The organism is Micromonospora violae, assembly GCF_004217135.1.
Classification (GTDB): Bacteria; Actinomycetota; Actinomycetes; order Mycobacteriales; family Micromonosporaceae; genus Micromonospora; species Micromonospora violae.
This window is the reverse complement of record NZ_SHKK01000001.1, coordinates 4538303-4557338: the sequence shown is the minus strand read 5'-3', so window position 1 is coordinate 4557338 and position 19036 is coordinate 4538303. Positions and strand designations below refer to the sequence as shown.

Genomic DNA, 19036 nt, shown 5'->3' with positions numbered 1-19036 from the left:
TCATCGCTGCGTTACTGTCGGTGAGCGGGTTAGGCTCCTTCGATCGACCCCAAGTTACCCGGAGGTAATCATGTCGGAGGAGCCCCGCGTCGCCATCGTCACCGGAGCCGCACGCGGTATCGGTGCGGCCACCGCCCGGCGGCTGGCCGCCGACGGAATGGCCGTCGCCGTGGTCGACATCGAGGAGACGGCCACCAAGGAGACGGTGGACGCCATCGCCGCCGCCGGCGGCCGGGCGCTCGGAGTGGGCGCCGACGTCTCCGACCGGGATCAGGTCGAGGCGGCGGTGGCCCGGATCGCCGCCGAACTGGGCGCGCCCACCGTGCTCGTCAACAACGCCGGGGTGCTCCGCGACAACCTGCTGTTCAAGATGACCAACGCCGACTGGGACACGGTGATGGGCGTGCACCTGCGCGGCGCGTTCCTGTTCAGCCAGGCCGCACAGAAGCACATGGTGGACCGCAAGTGGGGGCGGATCGTCAACCTCTCCAGCACCTCCGCGCTGGGCAACCGGGGGCAGGCGAACTACGCCGCCGCCAAGGCCGGTCTGCAGGGCTTCACCAAGACGCTCGCCATCGAGCTGGGGCCGTTCGGGGTGACCGTGAACGCGGTCGCTCCCGGCTTCATCGTCACCGACATGACCGCCGCCACCGCCGCCCGGATGAAGGTCGACTTCGACGACTTCCAGAAGCACGCCGCCGCCGAGATCCCGGTGCGTCGCCCCGGTCGGCCGGAGGACGTCGCGCACACCATCTCGTTCCTCGCGAGCGAGGGCGCCGGCTTCGTCTCCGGTCAGGTCATCTACGTCGCGGGTGGCCCCCGGGACTGACGCGTACCCCCGACGGGGGCGCTCCGGCAGGTGAGCCGGCGCCCTCGTCGCCGGGCCATTGCCGGGCCTGTGCCAGGTGAACGAGGTGCGGGTCGGGGTCAGGCGGGTGCGCGGCGGGTGCGCCAGAGCCAGATCAGGCCGAGCACCGGCAGCACCAGCGGGATGTAGCCGTACCCGCTGCCGAACCCCGACCAGACCGTCTCGTCCGGGAACAGCTCCTTGTCGACCACGCTCAGGACGCCGACCGCGACGACCCCGACCAGCTCCACGGAGCAGCAGGCCAGCGCGATCCGTCGCCCGGCGTGCCCGGCCCGGGCCAACCCCACCGCCGCCACGATGTAGATGAGCGCGGCCACCCCGGAGAGCAGGTACGCCACCGGCGCCTCGTCGAGCTTGGTGGCGATCTGCAGGCCCGCCCGACTGGTCGCCGCGATGGCGAAGAGCAGGTAGACCGCGATCAGCAGTCGACCCGGGCCGGAGTTCGTCCGCCGCGGGGCCGGCCCGGTCTCAACCACCGAGCACCTCCCAGGTCTGCTGCAACCGGACCACCACCACCGGGGTCACCAGGCACACCGCGCACACGATCGCCGAGCCCCAGCGGGTCGGTTCCATCCGGGCCAGCACCCAGGCCAGCGGCGGCAGGCACACCAACGTCACCAGGTAGCCGAAGAAGGCACCGGGCTCGCCGGGTCGATCCCCGCCGCCGACCGCGACGAGCGCCAGCACGCACAACACCAGCAATGCCACTTCGAGTACGGCCAGACCGACGAACTGCACCCGGTCCGGCGGCCGGTGGCGTACCGCCGCCACCAGCGCCCACACCGCGACGAGCAGCGACAGCACGATCGGCACGGTCGCGACGAACCCATCCACCGGCGAGTCGACGCCCACGCTGGTCACCGGCGCCATCCGGTCGTTGCCTCGGTCACCGCCACAGCCTACTAACCGTCGTAGTAAGCAGGCGCCGCCGCCTCGCCGCCCTCCCGGCGCGGGAGGCCCGCCCCACCTCCGGGGCAGCGCGACGCGCATCGACCAGACCGCGCCCGACCCGGCGGCACGGGGCGTGAGCTGCCCCGGTTGGTCGACCCGCCGCCGGTGCCCGGGGTGAGGCGACTAGCGTGGATCACGGCCGTGGCGTTGCCGCGGGGTGGGGAAACAGCGGAGGTACACGTGCTGCGGTTCGGTTTGTTCGGCACCGGTCACTGGGCGATCGAGACGCACGGGAAGGCGCTGCACGCACATCCCGACGCGGAGCTGGTGGGGGTGTGGGGTCGTAACCCGGAGCGGGCCTCCGCGCTGGCCGAGCGGTACGGGGTGCCCGCCTACGCCGACGTCGACGCGCTGATCGAGCAGTGCGAGGCGATCGCCGTCGCCCTGCCGCCGGACATCCAGGCCGACATCGCGGTCCGGGCGGCCCGCGCCGGCCGGCACCTGCTGCTGGACAAGCCGCTGGCGCTCAGTGTGGCCGACGCCGACCGTGTGGTGGCCGCCGCCGAGGAGTCCGGGGTCGCCTCGGTCGTCTTCTTCACCCAGCGGTTCCAGCCGAACGTGACCGCGTTCCTCGCCGCCACCGCCGCCGCCGGGGGCTGGCAGCACGGCCGGACCACCGCGTTCGCCTCGATCTTCCAGGAGGGCAGCCCGTACGGCGGCTCGCTGTGGCGTCGGGAGCACGGAGCGCTCTGGGACATCGCCCCGCACGCCCTCTCGATCCTCCTGCCCGTGCTGGGCCGGGTGACGCAGGTGGCGGCGATGGACGGGCCGAGCGGGATGGTGCACCTGCTGCTCACCCACGAGGGCGGTGCCACCAGCAGCGCCTCGCTCTCCCTGGACGCCCCGACCGAGTCGATGGCCCGGGAGTTCGTCTTCTACGGCGAGAACGGCATCGAGAACGTCCCGTCCGGCGAGAACGACCCCGCCACCGCGTTCGGCGTCGCCATCGACCAGCTCGTCGAGCAGGTGCAGGCCGGCACCCGGGACCACCGCTGCGACGTCCGCTTCGGCCGTGAGGTCGTCGCCATCCTCGCCGCCGCCGAAACCGCCCGAGCCGAGTCCCGCACCGTCACCATCCCGGCCTGACCCTCACCCCCACCGCGCCCGGTGATCATGAAGTTAGCGGCGCGACACGCCGTGGCAGAGGACAATAACCTCATGATCACCAGGGCTGGGCTGGGCTGGGTGGGGTGGGGTGGGGTGGGTTGGGTTGGGCTGGGTGGGGTGGGGTGGTTGGTTAGGTGGGGGTGGGTAGGGCGGCGCTCAGCTCGTCGGGGGAGTTGAACTGCTCCGGGGGTAGCGCCTGCAACATCTGCAACATCTCTGTGCTGGCCCCGTTCTCCTGCCCCCAGCGGACCAGATCCTCCCGTGAGACCGGGTAGTCGAGCCCGGCCAGGTACTCCTGCAACTGCACCCCGGTGACGGTCATGTCGGCCGGCTACCCGCTCGCGGTGGGTCGTACACCGGTCTGGTCGGCACCTCCGACGGCCCGGCGGCCGGCGTGTCGGCCCACGCCGCGCCGACGGTTTGCCGCAGCGGCCGCCGGGTAGCCGCTGGCATGCTGGTTCAGCGGCTCGGCGCGCCGAGCGACTTCGACCCGTTGCTGGAGCGCGTTCGCGACGCCCGGGTGGTGATGATCGGTGAGTCCACCCACGGCAGTTACGACTACTACCGGTTGCGGGAGCAGCTCACCCGCCGGTTGATCGCGGAGTGCGGCTTCTCGTTCGTCGCCGTCGAGGGTGACTGGCCCGACTGCGATCGGGTGCACCGTTCGGTGACGGCAGCGCCCGGCGGCGCGCTCGAACCGCAGCTCGCGCTCGATCAGTTCGAGCGGTGGCCGACCTGGATGTGGGCGAACGCCGAGGTGGCACGGTTCACCAGCTGGCTGCGGGCCTGGAACGTGGAGCGGCCGGAGGGGCAGCGGGCCGGGTTCCACGGGCTCGACGTGTACAGCCTCTGGGAGTCGATGCAGGCGATCTTCGACTACCTGGGGGAGGAGGACCCGAAGTCGCTGGAGGCGGCGCAGGACGCGTACCGGTGTTTCGAGCCGTACGGCAAGAGGGTCGAGGAGTACGGCGCGGCCAGCCGGTTCGTCTCCGCGCGCTGCGAGGAGGAGGTCGTCCGGTTGCTCGCCCGGACCCGCGAGCACGCCCTCTCCGACGGCCCGGACCGTTTCTCGGCCTGGCAGAACGCCGAGGTGGTGGCGGGCGCGGAGCGCTACTACCGGGCGATGGTGGCCGGCGGGCCGGACTCGTGGAACATCCGCGACACCCACATGCAGGACACCCTGGACCGGCTGCTGGACCGGTACGGCCCGGACGCCCGGGGCATCGTCTGGGCGCACAACACGCACGTGGGGGACGCCCGGGCCACGGACATGTCCGCCGACGGGATGATCAACATCGGTCAGTTGGCCCGAGAACGGCACGGCGAGGACGCGGTGGCCCTGATCGGCTTCGGCAATTACCGGGGCACGGTGATCGCCGCGCCCCGGTGGGGTTCGCCGCCCGAGGCGATGGTGGTGCCGCCGGCCCGGGAGGGCTCGATCGAGCGGCGGCTGCACGAGCTGATGCCGGATCGGGCGGTGCTGATCTTCGGCGGCGACGACCAGCCGGGCTGGGTCACCGACACCGCGGACCACCGGGCGATCGGGGTCGTCTACGACCCGTCGTTCGAGTCCTGGGGCAATTACGTGCCCACCCGCCTCGGCGACCGCTACGACGCCTTCATCTGGTGCGACGACACCACAGCTCTGCACCCGCTACCGGTGCCGGCGGCCCCCGGTGAGATGGAGACCTACCCGGCGGGGGTGTGAACCGGGCGCCCCGATCGCGTCGATCATGGAGTTGTGGTGCCGGACAAATGCCTCTGATCGGGGCATGACGGGCACCACAACTCCATGATCGACCGGGGTGGGGGTGGGGGCTAGACGTGCGTCGGGGTGCGGTCTTCGAGGTGGGTGCGGAGGCCTTCGCCTTCGATGTCCACGTTTGGCAGGGCGCGGTCGAGCCAGCGGGGCAGCCACCAGGCGCGGTCGCCGAGGAGCGACATCACCGCCGGGACGATGGTCATCCGGACCACGAACGCGTCGATGGCGACGCCAATGGCGAGCGCGAAGCCCATCGACTTGATCACCGGATCCTCCAGGAAGACGAAGCCCCCGAAGACCGAGATCATGATCAGCGCGGCGGCCGTGACCACCCGTGCGCCGTGCCCCATGCCGCTGATGGTGGCCTGTCGGGCGGTCTCACCGTGCACGAAGTCCTCCCGCATCCGGGAGACCAGGAACACCTCGTAGTCCATGGCGAGCCCGAACAGGATGCCGATCAGCAGGATCGGCAGGAAGCTGATCAGCGGGCCGGGGGTGTCCAGGCCGACGAGGTCGGCGAGGTGCCCCTGCTGGAAGACGGCGACCGTGATGCCGAACGTGGCGGCGACGGTGAGCAGGAAGCCCAGCGCCGCCTTGATCGGCACCAGCAGCGAGCGGAACACCAGCATCAGCAGCAGCACCGAGAGCCCGACCACCAGCAGCAGGTAGATCGGTAGCGCGTCGGACAGCTTCTCGGAGACGTCGATGCCGATTGCGGTGACGCCGGTGAGCAGCACGTCCGCGTCGGGGATCCCGCGTACCGAGGCACGGATGTCGTGGACCAGGGTCTCGGTGGCCTCGTCGGTCGGGCCGGTCTTCGGCACCACGCCCAGCAGCGCGGTCCGGCCGTCCGGGCTGAGCTGGGGTGGGGCCACCGCGAGGACGTTCTCGGTGCGCTGGAGCAGGGCGGTCACCTGCGGCACGGCGGCCGAGGTGGCCTGCGGCGTGTCGCCGGCGACCACCACCGCGAGGCGGCCGGTGAAGCCCGCGCCGAAGCCCTCGACGGTCAGGTCGTTCGCCACCCGGGCGGGGGAGCCGACGGCGGCCGTCGCGGCGCCGGGCAGAGCCAGGCGCATGTCCGGCGTGGGCAGCGCGAGCAGCCCCAGGCCGAGCAGGCCCACCAGGATGACCGGTACGCGGAACCGGGTGACCAGTCGCGCCCAGCGGAAGCCGAACCGGTTGCGGTCCTCGGGTGTGGTCGTCTCCACCGTCGGCCGGTCGGTGACGTCCGTGTCGTCCTCGGCGGCCTCGGTGGGGACGGTGCGCAGCCGGCGGGGGAGCACCCGGCGACCGGCGAAGCCGAGCAGCGCCGGCTGGAGGGTGATGGCGACGAGGACGGCGACGGTGACCGTGCCGGCGGCGGCGAGACCCATCACGGTGAGGAACGGAATGTCCACCACGGCGAGCCCGGCCAGGGCGATGACCACGGTGGCGCCGGCGAAGACCACGGCCGACCCGGCGGTGCCTACGGCGCGGCCGACCGCCTCCTCCGGGGACAGGCCGTCGAGCAGGTTCTGCCGGTGCCGGGAGGTGATGAAGAGTGAGTAGTCGATGCCGACCGCGAGACCGAGCATCAGCGCCAGGATCGGTGCGGTGCTGGTGAGCTGGACGGCGCCGCTCAGCGCGAACAGCCCGGCCATGCCAGCGCCCACGCCGATCAGCGCGTTGAGCATGGTCATGCCGGCGGCGACCAGTGACCCGAACGTGATGATCAGAACGATGGCGGCGACCAGGACGCCGAGCGCCTCGGTGGAACCGATCTCCGGTTCGCCGCCGAGCACCTCACCGCCGGGGGCGACCTGCCAACCCTGCGCCCTGGCCGCCGCGCCGACCTGCTCGTACGCGGTGCGCTGCGCGTCGGTCACCTCGTCCCCGCCGGTGGCGAACTGGACCTGGACCAGCGCGTACCGGCCGTTGGGCGAGACCGCGCCGACCTGGAACGGGTTGACCGCGCCGACCACGCCGGGCAGTGCCGAGGCCTGCTGGACGAGTTCCTGGACCACGGCCTGACCCTGCGGGGTGCCCAGTTGCCCGTCGGCGGGCGCCTTGACCGTGATGGTGCCGGTGGCGCCGCTGGCTGCGGGGAACTGGTCGGCCAGCAGGTCGAGCGCGCGCTGGCTCTCGGTGCCGGGCATGGTGAAGTTGCTCGCCGTCGGGCCGCGCAGGGTCGCCGCGGCCAGGCCGGCGACGACGAGTACGACGAGCCAGAGCGCGACGACGAGCCGTCGCCGGCGCAACGCGCCCCGGCCGAGCCGGTAGAGCAGGGTGGCCATCAGGAGTCCTTGTCCTCGGTCGTGGGTGGATGGGGCAGGGGAGTGTCGACGGGCTCGACGGCCCGCCGGGCGAGGGTGAGCAGGGCGGGGCGCAGTTCGTCGTCGGGGATGTCGACGAACTCGGCGCACGCCTCGGAGATGCCGGCGAGCAGCACCAGGGCGGCGATCCGGGCGCCCGGCCGGTCGGAGTGCCCGGCCAACGCGCCCCGCAGCCGGTCGGAGATCTGCTGGATGTGCGCGAAGGCTGGCTGGGACAGCAGTTCCGGGAACTCGCCGCGCAGCACCGCGATCTCCTGCCGGAACCGGACCGCGAGGTCGACGAAGCCCTGTGCGGCGACCTCCTGGGCGGCCGCTCCGGTCAGGCCGTTGAGCTGGTCGTCGAGGCCGCGGAGCACGTCGATGGCGGGGGCCATCAGTTCGGCGAGCAGGGCTTCCTTGTTGGCGAAGTGGTAGAGCACGGTGGCCTTGGAGCAGCCGACCTCGCGGGCGATGTCCTGTAACGAGGTGCCCCGGTATCCGGTCACCGTGAACCGCCGCGCCGCCGCGGCGAGGATCTCGCCGTGCGTGTCGGGTGTCGCTCTGACCATGGCCGGTCCACCTCCCGCGAACCAGCATGCCTGACCGATCGGTCAGACCCTGACCGATCGGTCAGACTGAAGCGGTGGCGTTCACCACACCCGGGGTGGGTTTTATCCGGCGTGCTGGGCGTCGTACCTGGTCCGCGCCTCGGCGATCGCCCGGCGGTGCCGCTCGGCCCAGCTGGTCAGCGCGACCAGTGACTCGTAGAGCTCCAGCGCCATCGGGGTGGCGGTGTACTCGACCTTGGGCGGCACGGTCGGGTAGACCGTGCGGTGCAGCAGCCCGTCGCGCTCCAGTTGGCGCAGCGTCAGCGTGAGCATCCGGCGGCTGATGCCCTCGATGTGCCGCTCCAGCTCGGTGAAGCGCACCGGCCCGTTCGAGGCGGCCACCAGGATGCCGATGCTCCACTTGCCGCCGACCCGGTCGAGCACCTCGCGGACGGTGCAGGCCCGCGCCTGACCCGGGGTGAACGGCACGTCGTCGGCCGCGCAGGTGGACTCGGCCTCGACCTGCGCGGACACATCGCTGTTCCGCTGGGACATCACTGTGCCTCCTTCCGCTCCGGTTCATGGTCACAGACGATGACCTAGGTAACAAATCGTGCATTAAGGAGGGGTCTCGTGGAGCGTGTCGCGCCGCGTCCGGTTGACCGACGGCAGCGGGGCCGGGAGGGTGGTCGGGTGAGTGAGGCTGACGAGACCCGGGACGGCGTGGCCCTGACCAACCTGGACCAGCCGCTGTCCGACCGCGACGACGCGACCAAACGCGACCTGGTGGACTACCTCGACGCGGTCAGTGAGCGGATCCTCCCGCACCTGCGGGGCCGCCCGCTGTCGGTGATCAGGGTCCGTCCCGGCCAGCCGCCGTTCATGCAGAAGAACCCGCCCCGGTACACCCCGGACTGGGTCCGCCGGGCGCCGGTCTGGGCGGAGGCGTCACACCGGGAGATCTCGTACGCCCTCTGCGACGACCGCCGCACCCTGCTCTGGTTCGCCAACCAGCGGGCGGTGGAGTACCACCCGACGCTGGCCACCGTGGCGGATCTGCACCGGCCCACCCACCTGGTCCTCGACCTGGACCCGCCGAACGGCGACGGGTTCCGCGCGGCGGTCGACGCGGCCCTGCTGGTCCGTCAGGCGCTCGCCGACGCCGGCCTGGCCGGCGCCGTCAAGACCAGCGGCGCCAAGGGGGTGCACGTCTTCGTTCCGGTGACCGACGCGCCCACGGCCGAGGAGTTGGCCGCCGCCACCCGGGCGCTCGCCGTCCGCGCCGAGCGGCTCGACCCGGCGCTGGCCACCACGGCGTACATCAAGGAGGACCGGGGTGGCCGGGTCTTCGTGGACGCCACCCGGGCCGGCGGGGCGACGGTGGCCGCCGCGTACAGCCCCCGGCTGCGCCCCGGGATGCCGGTCTCCTTCCCGGTCGACTGGGCCGACCTGACCGAGGTGACCCCCGCCGACTTCACCATCCGCACCGCACCGTCGCTGCTCGCCGACGACGACCCGTGGGCCGCGCTGATGCCGGCCCCGCAGTCGCTCCCCGCCGACCTGGTCGCCGAGGGGCGGACCATCCCGGTGGCCCGGGTGCAGGCCATGCACGAGGGCAAGCGCCGCGCCCGCGCCCGCCGCGAGACCGGCTGACCGGCTCGTCGGCCCGCCCGGGTGCGGCGAGCGGTCGATGTGTCGGCGGGCTGTGGCACGATCGTCCAGGTGAGCAGCAAATCCGACGCGACCCAGCGATTCAGCGACCTCGCGCGGCTGCGCCGGGTCCGCGACCGGATCGACCGGGAGTACGCGTCTCCGCTGGACGTCGAGGCGCTCGCCCGTGGCGCGCACATGTCGGCCGGGCACCTCAGCCGCGAGTTCCGGCTCGCCTACGGCGAATCTCCGTACAGCTACCTCATGACCCGGCGGATCGAGCGGGCGATGGCCCTGCTGCGCTGTGGCGACATGAGCGTCACCGACGTCTGTTTCGCGGTCGGCTGCTCGTCGTTGGGCACCTTCAGCACCCGTTTCACCGAGCTGGTCGGCGTGCCGCCCAGCGTCTACCGCCGGCAGGCGGCGCAGGCGACGGCGGGGATGCCGTCGTGCGTGGCGAAGCAGGTGACCAGACCGGTCAGGAATCGAGAAGCGCAGGTCACCCAGCCGCACCTAGCGTGACTCGCATGAATATCACCATTCACTCGAGCTTCCTTCCGCACACCGATCCGGAGGCCTCCCTGGTCTTCTACCGCGACCTCCTCGGCTTCGAGGTTCGCCTCGACGTCGGCTACGAGGGGATGCGGTGGATCACGCTCGGGCCGGTCGGCCAGCCCAGCACGTCCATCGTCCTGCACCCGCCGACCGCCAACCCGGGCATCACCGACGACGAACGGCAGACCATCCTTGAGCTGATAGCCAAGGGCAGCTACTTCGGCGTCAACCTGGCCACCGACGACCTCGACGCCACCTTCGCCAAGCTGGAGGCGAGCGACGCCGAGGTCGTCCAGGAACCGACCGAGCATCCGTACGGCGTGCGCGACTGTGCCTTCCGCGATCCCGCCGGCAATATGGTCCGCATCCAGCAAGCGCGCTGAGTCCCGACCGCCCGACAGATGGAGACACGATGAGCACGGCCAGCCAGCCGTCCGCGCCGCACGTCGCCGACAGCCACGACCTGATCCGAGTGCAGGGCGCGCGGGTCAACAACCTCAAGGACGTCAGCGTTGACATCCCGAAGCGGCGGCTGACCGTGTTCACCGGTGTCTCCGGCTCCGGCAAGAGCTCGCTGGTGTTCGGCACCATCGCGGCCGAGTCGCAGCGGTTGATCAACGAGACCTACAGCGCCTTCGTGCAGGGCTTCATGCCGACGCTGGCGCGGCCCGAGGTCGACCTGCTGGATGGCCTGACCACGGCGATCATCGTCGACCAGGAGCGGATGGGCGCCAACTCCCGCTCCACCGTCGGCACCGCCACCGACGCCAACGCGATGCTGCGCATCCTGTTCAGCCGGCTCGGGCAGCCACACATCGGCCCGCCCAACGCGTACTCCTTCAACGTTCCGTCGGTGAAGGCGACCGGTGCGATCACCGTCGAGCGTGGCGCCGGCAAGACGAAGACCGAGAAGGCCACCTTCAACCGTCTCGGCGGCATGTGCCCGCGCTGCGAGGGCATGGGCGCGGTGACCGACATCGACCTGTCGGCGCTCTACGACGACACCCTCTCGCTCAACGAGGGCGCGATCACGATCCCGGGTTACAGCATGGAGGGCTGGTACGGCCGAATCTTCCGTGGCTGTGGCTACTTCGACCCGGACAAGCCGATCGCCAAGTTCAACAAGCGGGAGCTGCACGACCTGCTCCACCGGGAGCCAACCAAGATCAAGGTCGACGGGATCAACCTGACGTACGCGGGTCTGATCCCGTCGATCCAGAAGTCCTTCCTCGCCAAGGACATCGACGCGTTGCAGCCGCACATCCGGGCCTTCGTGGAGCGGGCGGTGACCTTCACGACCTGCCCCGAATGCGCCGGCACGCGGCTCAGCGCGGAGGCCCGGTCGTCGAAGATCAAGGGGTTGAACATCGCCGACGCGTGCGCGATGCAGATCAGCGACCTGGCCGCCTGGGTGCGCGGCATCGAAGAGCCGTCGGTGGCGCCGTTGCTGGCCGGCCTGCAACACCTCCTCGACTCGTTCGAGGAGATCGGGCTGGGGTACCTGTCGCTCGACCGGCCGGCGGGCACCCTCTCCGGCGGCGAGGCGCAGCGCACCAAGATGATCCGCCACCTCGGCTCCTCGCTCACCGACGTCACCTACGTCTTCGACGAGCCGACGATCGGGCTGCACCCGCACGACATCCAACGCATGAACGAGCTGCTGCTCCAACTGCGCGACAAGGGCAACACCGTACTGGTCGTTGAGCACAAGCCGGAGGCGATCGTCATCGCCGACCACGTCGTCGACCTCGGGCCCGGCGCCGGCACCGACGGCGGTACGGTCTGCTACGAGGGCACCGTGGCGGGCCTGCGGGCCAGCGGCACCATCACCGGCCGGCACTTCGACGACCGGGCGGCGCTCAAGGAGACGGTACGAACGCCCACCCGCAAACTGGAGATCCGGGGCGCCACCGCCAACAACCTCCAGGACGTGAACGTCGACGTACCCCTCGGTGTGCTCGTCGTGGTGACCGGCGTCGCCGGCTCCGGCAAGAGTTCGCTCGTCCACGGCTCGATCCCGGCCGGCGCGGGTGTGGTGTCGATCGACCAGGGCGCGATCCGCGGCTCACGGCGCAGCAACCCGGCCACGTACACCGGGTTGCTCGACCCGATCCGCAAGGCGTTCGCGAAGGCCAACGGCGTGAAGCCGGCGCTGTTCAGCGCCAACTCCGAGGGTGCCTGCCCCAGCTGCAACGGCGCTGGCGTCATCTACACCGACCTGGGAATGATGGCGGGCGTCGCGGCCGGATGCGAGGACTGCGAAGGTAAGCGGTTCCAGGCGTCGGTGCTGGAATACCGCTTCGGCGGTCGGGACATCAGCGAGGTGCTCGCGATGTCGGTGACCGAGGCCGAGAAGTTCTTCGGTGCCGGCGAGGCCCGTACGCCGGCAGCCCACGCCATCCTCGACCGGCTCGCCGACGTCGGGCTCGGCTACCTGAGCCTCGGTCAGCCGCTCACGACCCTGTCCGGCGGCGAGCGGCAGCGGCTGAAGCTGGCGACGCACATGGGCGAGAAGGGCGGCGTCTACGTTCTCGACGAGCCGACCACCGGCCTGCACCTGGCCGACGTCGAGCAACTGCTCGGCCTGCTCGACCGCCTGGTCGACGCCGGCAAGTCAGTGATCGTCATCGAGCATCACCAGGCGGTCATGGCGCACGCGGACTGGATCATCGACATCGGTCCCGGTGCCGGCCACGACGGCGGTCGGATCGTCTTCGAGGGCACCCCCGCTGACCTTGTCGCCGCCCGCTCCACCCTCACCGGCGAGCACCTGGCCGCGTACGTCGCCGGCTGACGGTCCCCGGTCACCCGACCGGTCGGGAGCGCCCCGCCGTCGTCCTCGTGAGCACTGCGCAGCCGGCGGTGATCAGCCCGAGGGCGGCGGCGGCCTGGTTGACGTACCCGGGCACCGACGAGGTGACGTACGTGCCGCCGCCGCTGAGGTGGCACTCGAAGCGGAGCGGCAGGAAGTCGACGCCGTACCCGTCGACCATGCTCGCCAGTTGCGACCCGCCCTCCCGGCAGGGTCCGGCGGGGGCGGAGCCGGCCCCGCCGTCCTCCGCCCGCATCACCGCGTACCCGAGGTGGAGCAGGCCCCAGGCGTACATGGCGACGGCGCCGGCACCGGCGAGGAGCGCCACCGCCCGCAGCCAACCCGGCGGTCCGCTCCTCCGCGCCGCCGTCCGGACGCCACGGACGGCGAGGACGGTCGCGAGCGCGGCCGCACCCAGCGCGGCGAGGAGCAGCAGGAGAAAGAGCATGGCGACATTCTTGATCAACCGCGTTCGCCGGCTGCGGGTGGGCTGCGTACCCGGCACACGATCAAGGCTCCCGACCGATTTTCTGGTCAGGAGCCTTTGTGTGGTGGCCAAGCCTGGTGCCCCCGGCAGGATTCGAACCTGCGCCCCCGCCTCCGGAGGGCGGTGCTCTATCCCCTGAGCTACGGGGGCTCAGCGACTGGAGAAGACTAGCAAACCTCCCCTGCGTACGCCGAATCGGTATCGGGTGAGCCGATCGTGTCGGACCGGCCCACCCGGTGCTCAGGCGGCTAGCGCCCGCCCGCAGCTGGGCAGCGGGTGCAGGACGATCCGCCGAGGGAGCCGCCGCGGCCACTCGTTGCGCGGCCAGGAGCCGTCGACGATCAGGTGGACGGTGCGCTGCTCCTCGCCGCTGAGCCGCAGCACGAAGTCGCGGGGGAGCGGCGGGTCCACCGTCGGCGTGGTGATCATGAAGCGCACCCGCCCGCGCGACGAGACAGCGGAGATCACGTCGGCGGCCGGCATCGTGCCGCGCAGCCGGACCCGCCCGATCCAGTAGACCTCCGCGAGGTGTTCCTGGGCGGCCCGGGTGATCGCCGGGTACTCGCTGCGGACCCAACGCTCGACCGCGCTCACGCAGAGCCCACAGGCCCGCTCGCGCGGTTCCCGCGGACCCAACCCCCAGGCCCGCAGGTACGCCCCGACCGCTCCAGCGTCCAACGGCAGGTCGAAACGCCGCTGGATGAGCGTCGTGAGGCTCTGCCGCGTCCACAGCTCCTCGTCCAGGCCGAACTCGTCGGGGTGTACGCCCCGCAGCGTGTCGATCAACTCGAGTTCCTGTTCGCGGCTGAGCATTCCCGGCTCGCCCTGCCGCTGTCCGCGACGGACGGCTGCCACCGCCCCGTCACCACCGATGGTGTGGCGTCGGCACCAGCTGGTGACCGAACGCCGTGCGTCTCTGAGTGCAACCCCCACGTCTTGGGCAACGAGCCCGAATCGCAACTGGTCACGATATGTGCGGAGAAAACTCTCTAAGCAACGTAATCGCCTGTGTCGTGCAAAACGGTCACAGGGGACGAAATGGGGCGTTAGTCCTCAAAGTGGCAGGCCGCCTCGCCTTGATCGACTCGGGTTTCTGCAAGTCGGGGTGTCCCGACCACGCGGACAGCCCGATTTCCTGCAAACCGAGTCGATCACCGCCGACGGCCGACGGCTGAGGGCTGACGGCCGACGGCCGACGGCTGAGGGCTGAGGGCCGACGGCTGAGGGCTGAGGGCTGAGGGTCGGGGTGGGCCGGGCCGGGGCCAGGGCGGGGCGGGCTGCGGGACGGGGTGCGTCTCGGCGATATGACGCGGCCCGCGTCCCCGCCACAGGTTGGCGGGGACGCGGGCCGGGTGCGCCCGTCCGGTGGGTCAGCTCTTGGCTGCCTGCTCCTGAAGCTGCCGGAGGTTGTTCAGCTCGGTCTGCTGGGTGGCCTTCATGGTCTTCGCCACGCGCAGGACCTCGGCGTTGTCGGTGGCCCCGAGCGCCGCGTCGATCATGTGGATGCCGCCCAGGTGGTGGTCGTACATCAGAGCCAGGAACTGCCGGTCGACCTCGATGCCCTGGGCGTCGCGCAGGGCGGTCATCTGTTGTGGCGTGGCCATGCCTGGCATGAGGCCGTCCTTGACGGAAGCCCCGTCGGACATCCAGGACATCGGTGGCTTCGACCCGGTCGGGCTGAGATCCCATTCGCGCAGCCAGGTCTGCATGGCGCCGATCTCGCCCTGCTGCCCGGTGGCGATGTCGACGGCGATCTGCCGCACCTCGGGGAGGGTCGCCGACCGGTACGCGATCAGGCTCATCTCCACGGCCTGCGCGTGGTGGGTCGTCATGTCCCGGGCGAAGCCCGCCTCGACCGAGGCGTCACCGGGGCGGGTGAGCCGCGGGGTGAGCAGACCGCCCGCGTAGCCGAGGAGGAGCCCCACCACCAGCATGATGGCGAGCGCCAGCACGCCGTAGCGCGACGCCGGGGCCCGGCCGCCCTCGTCGGGGGCGGCCGGGATCTCGTCGTACTCGCTGTCGGTGGTTGCCGGAGCGGTCATTGCGGTCCTTACTGGGTGGGCTGCTGCTGGAGCTCACGCGGCGTGGTGCCGGTGGCGGTGATGCCGGTGTTGCAGAGCGCCGTGGGGCCCTCGACGGAGGCGTTCACCCGCAGGTCCTTGATGAACTCGTCGATCCGCGAGTCGTCGGCGTTGTCGACCTTGAGCTGGTAGCCCCAGGCCTGGAGCGAGATCGGCTTGTCCAGGCCCTCGTACGGGCTCATGAAGGTCTTCTCGACGCCGCGCACCTTGCCGGCGAGCTTGTCGACCTGGTCCTTGGGCAGGTCGGGGCGGTAGGTGATCCACACCGCGCCGTGCTCCAGGCTGTGCACCGCGTGCTCGTTGGCGATCGGGGCGTCGTACACGTCGCCCATGCAGTTCTGCCAGGCGGCGTTGTGCACCCCACCCACCGGCGGGGAGTAGTTCCAGGTCAGCGGGCCCGACTTGTGCGACTCGTACTTCAGGCTGTCCGGGTCGGACTTGCGGATGTTGACGATGCCCTCGATGGCGTCGGCGCGCTTGTCCCACGGCTTGGAGCCCTGGAACGACGCCCAGGCGCCGTACCCGATGATGCCGGCGGCGAGGACGCCCACCGCGACGAAGAGCGCGATCGGACCCCAGGCGCGGCCCTGGCTCACCTTGACCGGGGCGACTGGCTTGCGCGGGCCCTTGCCACCGGTGCGGGGGGAGCCCGTCGACTTGCCGGAACCGGCCTTGGCGCCGGCCGCCGGCCGGCCCGCGGCCGGCTTCTTGCCGGTGCTGACCACGGTCGGGCGGCGCTCAGGGCCACCCGGGGTGCTGATGCTCATCGTGCCTCGTCAAGTCGGTCGGTCAGGGGAGTGGCGGGCCGGATGACGCGCAGGGGAGCCGCCGAGTGCCCGAGTCTACCCCCGATAACATGGTTGGGTGACTCCTGCAGAACTAGCCTCGGTCGTCCTTGCCGCCGCCCACGCCGTCTTCGAGCAGCGTGGGTTTGACCGCGCCGCGTTGCCGGCGAGCACGGTGGTGGAGCGACCGCGCAACCCCGAGCACGGCGACTACGCCTCGACGCTCGCGCTGCAGTTGAGCAAGAAGGTGGGCGTTCCGCCCCGGGAGCTGGCGACGGCCCTGGCCGACGAGTTGAGCCGGGCAGCGGGTGTGAAATCGGTGGAAATCGCCGGGCCGGGCTTCCTGAACATCCGGCTCGACGCGGCCGCCGCCGGTCAGCTCGCGCGGGTGATCGTCGAGGCCGGCACGGAGTACGGCCGCAGTGACCGGCTCGCCGGCGAGAAGATCAACCTGGAGTTCGTCTCGGCCAACCCGACCGGGCCGGTGCACATCGGCGGGGTTCGCTGGGCGGCGGTGGGTGACGCGCTGAGCCGGCTGCTGCGGGCCACCGGCGCCGACGTCGGCACGGAGTACTACTTCAACGACGCGGGTTCGCAGATCGACCGGTTCGCCCGGTCGCTGCTCGCCGCCGCGAAGGGTGAGCCGGCGCCGGAGGACGGTTACGGCGGGGCGTACATCGCCGAGATCGCCACCGAGGTGCAGGCCCGCCGGCCGGAGGTGCGCTCGCTCGACGACGACGCCGCCCAGGAGGTCTTCCGGGTCGAGGGCGTCGCGTTGATGTTCGACGAGATCCGCTCCTCGCTGCGCGACTTCGGGGTGGAGTTCGACACCTACTTCAACGAGAAGGACCTGCACGACCGCGGCGAGCTGGACCTGGCGTTGAACCGGCTGCGTGAGCAGGGGCACCTCTACGAGTCCGACGGCGCCACCTGGCTGCGCACCACCGACTTCGGCGACGACAAGGACCGGGTGCTGCGCAAGTCCAACGGCGAGTGGACGTACTTCGCCGCGGACTGCGCCTACTACCTGGACAAGCGTGAGCGCGGCTTCGAGCGGGTCGTGATCATGCTGGGCGCCGACCACCACGGCTACATCGGCCGGATGAAGGCGATGGCCGCCTGCTTCGGCGACGACCCGGACCGCAACCTGGAGATCCTCATCGGGCAGCTGGTGAACCTGCTGCGCGACGGCGCCCCGATGCGGATGAGCAAGCGGGCCGGCACCGTGATCACCCTGGAGGACCTGGTCGAGGCGATCGGGGTGGACGCCTCCCGGTACGCGTTGGCCCGCTACTCCAGCGACTCCCCGATCGACATCGACATCGAGCTGTGGACCCGGGCGACCCGCGACAACCCGGTCTACTACGTGCAGTACGTCGCGGCCCGGACGGCGGGCGTGGCCCGCAACGCCGCCGAGGTGGGGCTGGTTCCGGGCGACGCCGAGGCGTTCCGCCCCGAGCTGCTCGACCACGAGAAGGAGAACGAGCTGCTCAAGGCGCTCGCCGAGTTCCCGGCGGTGGTCGCCACCGCCGCCGAGCTGCGCGAGCCGCACCGGGTGGCCCGCTACCTGGAGGAGAGCGTCGCGGCCTCATACCACCGGTTCTACGACAACTGCCGGGTGCTGCCGCTGGGCGACGAGAAGGTCACCGACCTGCACCGCGCGCGGCTCTGGCTCAACAACGCCACCCGCACGGTGATCGCCAACGGCCTTTTCCTGCTCGGCGTCTCCGCACCCGAGAGGATGTGACATGCGGGCTCATGAGGCTGGTGCGCTGCACGCGGACATCAGCAACCAGGGGCCGGCCTGGCTGCGTACCCCGGCCGACGTCAACGCCCTCGTGCCGGCGCTGTGGCCGCGGTCGGTGACGCGCGGGGCCGACGGCGCGGTCGCCGTCGCGGGCCTGAGCGTCCGCGACATCGCGGCCGAGTTCGGCACCCCCGTGTACGTCCTCGACGAGGCCGACCTGCGGTCGCGCTGCCGCGACTTCCGGGCGGCCTTCCCGACCGAGGACGTCTACTACGCGGGCAAGGCGTTCCTCTGCCGAGCGGTGGTTCGGATGATCGCCGAGGAGGGGCTGTACCTGGACGTCTGCACCGGCGGCGAGTTGGCCACCGCGCTGTCGGCCGGGATGCCGCCGGAGCGGATCGGCTTCCACGGCAACAACAAGTCGGTCGCTGAGCTGGGTCGGGCGTTGGACGCCGGGGTGGGTCGGATCATCGTCGACTCGTTCACCGAGATCGACCGGCTCACCGCGCTGGCCCGTGAGCGCGGGGTCCGGCCGCGGGTGCTGGTCCGGGTCACGGTGGGCGTCGAGGCGCACACCCATGAGTTCATCGCCACCGCCCACGAGGACCAGAAGTTCGGCTTCTCGCTGGCCGGCGGCGCGGCGGCGAACGCCGCGTTCAAGATCCTCGACGAGGGTGTGCTGGAGCTGCGCGGTCTGCACTCGCACATCGGCTCGCAGATCTTCGACGCCAGCGGCTTCGAGGTGTCGGCCCGTCGGGTGCTCGCCCTACAGGCGCAGATCCGCGACGCGCGCGGGGTGGAGCTGCCCGAGCTGGACCTTGGTGGTGGCTTCGGTATCGCGTACACCACCCAGGACGACCCGGCGACACCGCAGGATCTGGCCAAGCGGCTCCGCAAGATCGTCGATTCGGAGTGCGCGGCGGAGAACCTGGCCGTGCCGCACCTGTCGATCGAGCCGGGCCGGGCCATCGTCGGACCGGCCGTGTTCACCCTCTACGAGGTGGGCACGGTCAAGGACCTCGACGGCATCCGGACGTACGTCAGCGTCGACGGCGGGATGAGCGACAACATCCGCACCGCCCTGTACGACGCGTCCTACTCGGCCACGCTGGCCTCGCGGGCCTCCGACGCGCAGCCGTTGCTCGCCCGCGTGGTGGGAAAGCACTGTGAGTCCGGGGACATCGTGGTGAAGGATGAATTCCTGCCCGCCGACGTGCAGCCCGGAGATCTTGTCGCAGTGCCCGGCACCGGTGCGTACTGCCGAAGCATGGCCAGCAACTACAACCATGTGCCCCGGCCACCGGTGGTCGCGGTGCGTGACGGCCAGGCGCGTCTGATCGTCCGGCGGGAAACCGAAGAGGACCTGCTCGCTTTGGATGTGGGATGACGTCA

At 71.1% G+C, this 19036-nt stretch carries 19 protein-coding genes and 1 tRNA gene; 9 read left to right on the top strand and 11 right to left on the bottom strand.

The genetic code is table 11. The features are described from left to right. Positions 1-70: 70 nt before the first annotated feature. On the top strand, positions 71-829 hold the full coding sequence (gene fabG, locus EV382_RS20225; RefSeq protein ID WP_130404166.1) for a 3-oxoacyl-ACP reductase FabG: 759 nt from the start codon (positions 71-73) through the stop codon (positions 827-829). A 98-nt stretch (positions 830-927) separates the two neighbouring features. On the opposite strand, the gene EV382_RS20220 is transcribed toward fabG, so the two are convergent. Continuing rightward, a complete protein-coding gene (locus EV382_RS20220) occupies positions 928-1344 on the bottom strand; it encodes a hypothetical protein (protein WP_130404164.1) in 417 nt (138 codons plus the stop codon). Then, positions 1337-1738: a hypothetical protein gene (locus tag EV382_RS20215; protein WP_130404162.1), complete on the bottom strand. Its 402-nt coding sequence runs from the start codon at positions 1736-1738 to the stop codon at positions 1337-1339. Before EV382_RS20215 ends, EV382_RS20220 begins: the two co-directional genes overlap by 8 nt. A 261-nt stretch (positions 1739-1999) precedes the next feature. Between EV382_RS20215 and EV382_RS20210 the strand changes: the two genes are divergently transcribed. Further along, positions 2000-2905, top strand: a complete 906-nt coding sequence (locus EV382_RS20210) for a Gfo/Idh/MocA family protein (RefSeq protein WP_165435834.1) — start codon at positions 2000-2002, stop codon at positions 2903-2905. A 151-nt stretch (positions 2906-3056) separates the two neighbouring features. Here EV382_RS20210 and EV382_RS20200 read toward each other — a convergent pair whose 3' ends face one another. Then, on the bottom strand, positions 3057-3248 hold the full coding sequence (locus tag EV382_RS20200; RefSeq protein WP_130404160.1) for a DUF2795 domain-containing protein: 192 nt from the start codon (positions 3246-3248) through the stop codon (positions 3057-3059). Between the two features lie 129 nt (positions 3249-3377). Between EV382_RS20200 and EV382_RS20195 the strand changes: the two genes are divergently transcribed. Beyond that, entirely contained in the window at positions 3378-4634 is a 1257-nt protein-coding gene (locus EV382_RS20195; RefSeq protein WP_130404158.1) for an erythromycin esterase family protein, read from the top strand. 110 nt (positions 4635-4744) lie between these two features. Here EV382_RS20195 and EV382_RS20190 read toward each other — a convergent pair whose 3' ends face one another. The 3 genes from EV382_RS20190 to EV382_RS20180 form a co-directional block, all read right to left on the bottom strand. Next, positions 4745-6961: an MMPL family transporter gene (locus EV382_RS20190; protein ID WP_130404156.1), complete on the bottom strand. Its 2217-nt coding sequence runs from the start codon at positions 6959-6961 to the stop codon at positions 4745-4747. Further along, positions 6961-7548: a TetR/AcrR family transcriptional regulator gene (locus EV382_RS20185; RefSeq protein WP_130404154.1), complete on the bottom strand. Its 588-nt coding sequence runs from the start codon at positions 7546-7548 to the stop codon at positions 6961-6963. Before EV382_RS20185 ends, EV382_RS20190 begins: the two co-directional genes overlap by 1 nt. A gap of 102 nt (positions 7549-7650) precedes the next feature. Then, positions 7651-8085, bottom strand: coding sequence for a winged helix-turn-helix transcriptional regulator (locus tag EV382_RS20180; protein WP_244236767.1), 435 nt, complete (start codon positions 8083-8085; stop codon positions 7651-7653). Between the two features lie 135 nt (positions 8086-8220). Between EV382_RS20180 and EV382_RS20175 the strand changes: the two genes are divergently transcribed. The 4 genes from EV382_RS20175 to EV382_RS20160 all read left to right on the top strand — a co-directional run bounded on the left by EV382_RS20175 (position 8221) and on the right by EV382_RS20160 (position 12526). Then, on the top strand, positions 8221-9180 hold the full coding sequence (locus EV382_RS20175; protein ID WP_130404152.1) for a DNA polymerase domain-containing protein: 960 nt from the start codon (positions 8221-8223) through the stop codon (positions 9178-9180). Between the two features lie 69 nt (positions 9181-9249). Continuing rightward, positions 9250-9699, top strand: coding sequence for a helix-turn-helix transcriptional regulator (locus EV382_RS20170; protein WP_130404150.1), 450 nt, complete (start codon positions 9250-9252; stop codon positions 9697-9699). A 5-nt stretch (positions 9700-9704) separates the two neighbouring features. Further along, positions 9705-10115: a VOC family protein gene (locus tag EV382_RS20165; RefSeq protein ID WP_130404148.1), complete on the top strand. Its 411-nt coding sequence runs from the start codon at positions 9705-9707 to the stop codon at positions 10113-10115. A 29-nt stretch (positions 10116-10144) separates the two neighbouring features. Further along, complete coding sequence (locus tag EV382_RS20160) at positions 10145-12526, top strand: ATP-binding cassette domain-containing protein (RefSeq protein ID WP_130404146.1); 2382 nt, start codon at positions 10145-10147, stop codon at positions 12524-12526. A 10-nt stretch (positions 12527-12536) separates the two neighbouring features. Here EV382_RS20160 and EV382_RS20155 read toward each other — a convergent pair whose 3' ends face one another. From EV382_RS20155 to EV382_RS20135, 5 genes are all read right to left on the bottom strand, one after another. Then, on the bottom strand, positions 12537-12992 hold the full coding sequence (locus EV382_RS20155) for a hypothetical protein (RefSeq protein WP_130404144.1): 456 nt from the start codon (positions 12990-12992) through the stop codon (positions 12537-12539). A 114-nt stretch (positions 12993-13106) separates the two neighbouring features. Beyond that, positions 13107-13181, bottom strand: a tRNA-Arg gene (locus EV382_RS20150). Between the two features lie 90 nt (positions 13182-13271). Continuing rightward, positions 13272-13964, bottom strand: a complete 693-nt coding sequence (locus EV382_RS20145) for a winged helix-turn-helix domain-containing protein (protein ID WP_130404142.1) — start codon at positions 13962-13964, stop codon at positions 13272-13274. Between the two features lie 437 nt (positions 13965-14401). Then, positions 14402-15073 carry a DUF305 domain-containing protein gene (locus EV382_RS20140; RefSeq protein ID WP_130404140.1) on the bottom strand — a complete coding sequence of 224 codons (672 nt, stop codon included), beginning with the start codon at positions 15071-15073 and terminating at the stop codon, positions 14402-14404. An 8-nt stretch (positions 15074-15081) separates the two neighbouring features. After that, positions 15082-15879: a DUF3105 domain-containing protein gene (locus EV382_RS20135; protein ID WP_130404138.1), complete on the bottom strand. Its 798-nt coding sequence runs from the start codon at positions 15877-15879 to the stop codon at positions 15082-15084. A gap of 97 nt (positions 15880-15976) precedes the next feature. On the opposite strand from EV382_RS20135, the gene argS reads away from it, so the two are divergent. Beyond that, positions 15977-17644 carry an arginine--tRNA ligase gene (gene argS, locus EV382_RS20130; RefSeq protein WP_130404136.1) on the top strand — a complete coding sequence of 556 codons (1668 nt, stop codon included), beginning with the start codon at positions 15977-15979 and terminating at the stop codon, positions 17642-17644. Position 17645: 1 nt separating this feature from the next. Then, a complete protein-coding gene (gene lysA / locus EV382_RS20125) occupies positions 17646-19031 on the top strand; it encodes a diaminopimelate decarboxylase (RefSeq protein WP_130404134.1) in 1386 nt (461 codons plus the stop codon). Positions 19032-19036: the final 5 nt, after the last annotated feature.

Coding starts and splice junctions, on each gene's coding strand:
- fabG (WP_130404166.1), top strand. CDS start 71: ATGTCGGAGGAGCCCCGCGTCGCCATCGTCACCGGAGCCGCACGCGGT.
- EV382_RS20215 (WP_130404162.1), bottom strand. CDS start 1,738: ATGGCGCCGGTGACCAGCGTGGGCGTCGACTCGCCGGTGGATGGGTTC.
- EV382_RS20200 (WP_130404160.1), bottom strand. CDS start 3,248: ATGACCGTCACCGGGGTGCAGTTGCAGGAGTACCTGGCCGGGCTCGAC.
- EV382_RS20195 (WP_130404158.1), top strand. CDS start 3,378: ATGCTGGTTCAGCGGCTCGGCGCGCCGAGCGACTTCGACCCGTTGCTG.
- EV382_RS20190 (WP_130404156.1), bottom strand. CDS start 6,961: ATGGCCACCCTGCTCTACCGGCTCGGCCGGGGCGCGTTGCGCCGGCGA.
- EV382_RS20185 (WP_130404154.1), bottom strand. CDS start 7,548: ATGGTCAGAGCGACACCCGACACGCACGGCGAGATCCTCGCCGCGGCG.
- EV382_RS20165 (WP_130404148.1), top strand. CDS start 9,705: ATGAATATCACCATTCACTCGAGCTTCCTTCCGCACACCGATCCGGAG.
- EV382_RS20160 (WP_130404146.1), top strand. CDS start 10,145: ATGAGCACGGCCAGCCAGCCGTCCGCGCCGCACGTCGCCGACAGCCAC.
- EV382_RS20155 (WP_130404144.1), bottom strand. CDS start 12,992: ATGCTCTTTCTCCTGCTGCTCCTCGCCGCGCTGGGTGCGGCCGCGCTC.
- EV382_RS20140 (WP_130404140.1), bottom strand. CDS start 15,073: ATGACCGCTCCGGCAACCACCGACAGCGAGTACGACGAGATCCCGGCC.
- EV382_RS20135 (WP_130404138.1), bottom strand. CDS start 15,879: ATGAGCATCAGCACCCCGGGTGGCCCTGAGCGCCGCCCGACCGTGGTC.
- lysA (WP_130404134.1), top strand. CDS start 17,646: ATGCGGGCTCATGAGGCTGGTGCGCTGCACGCGGACATCAGCAACCAG.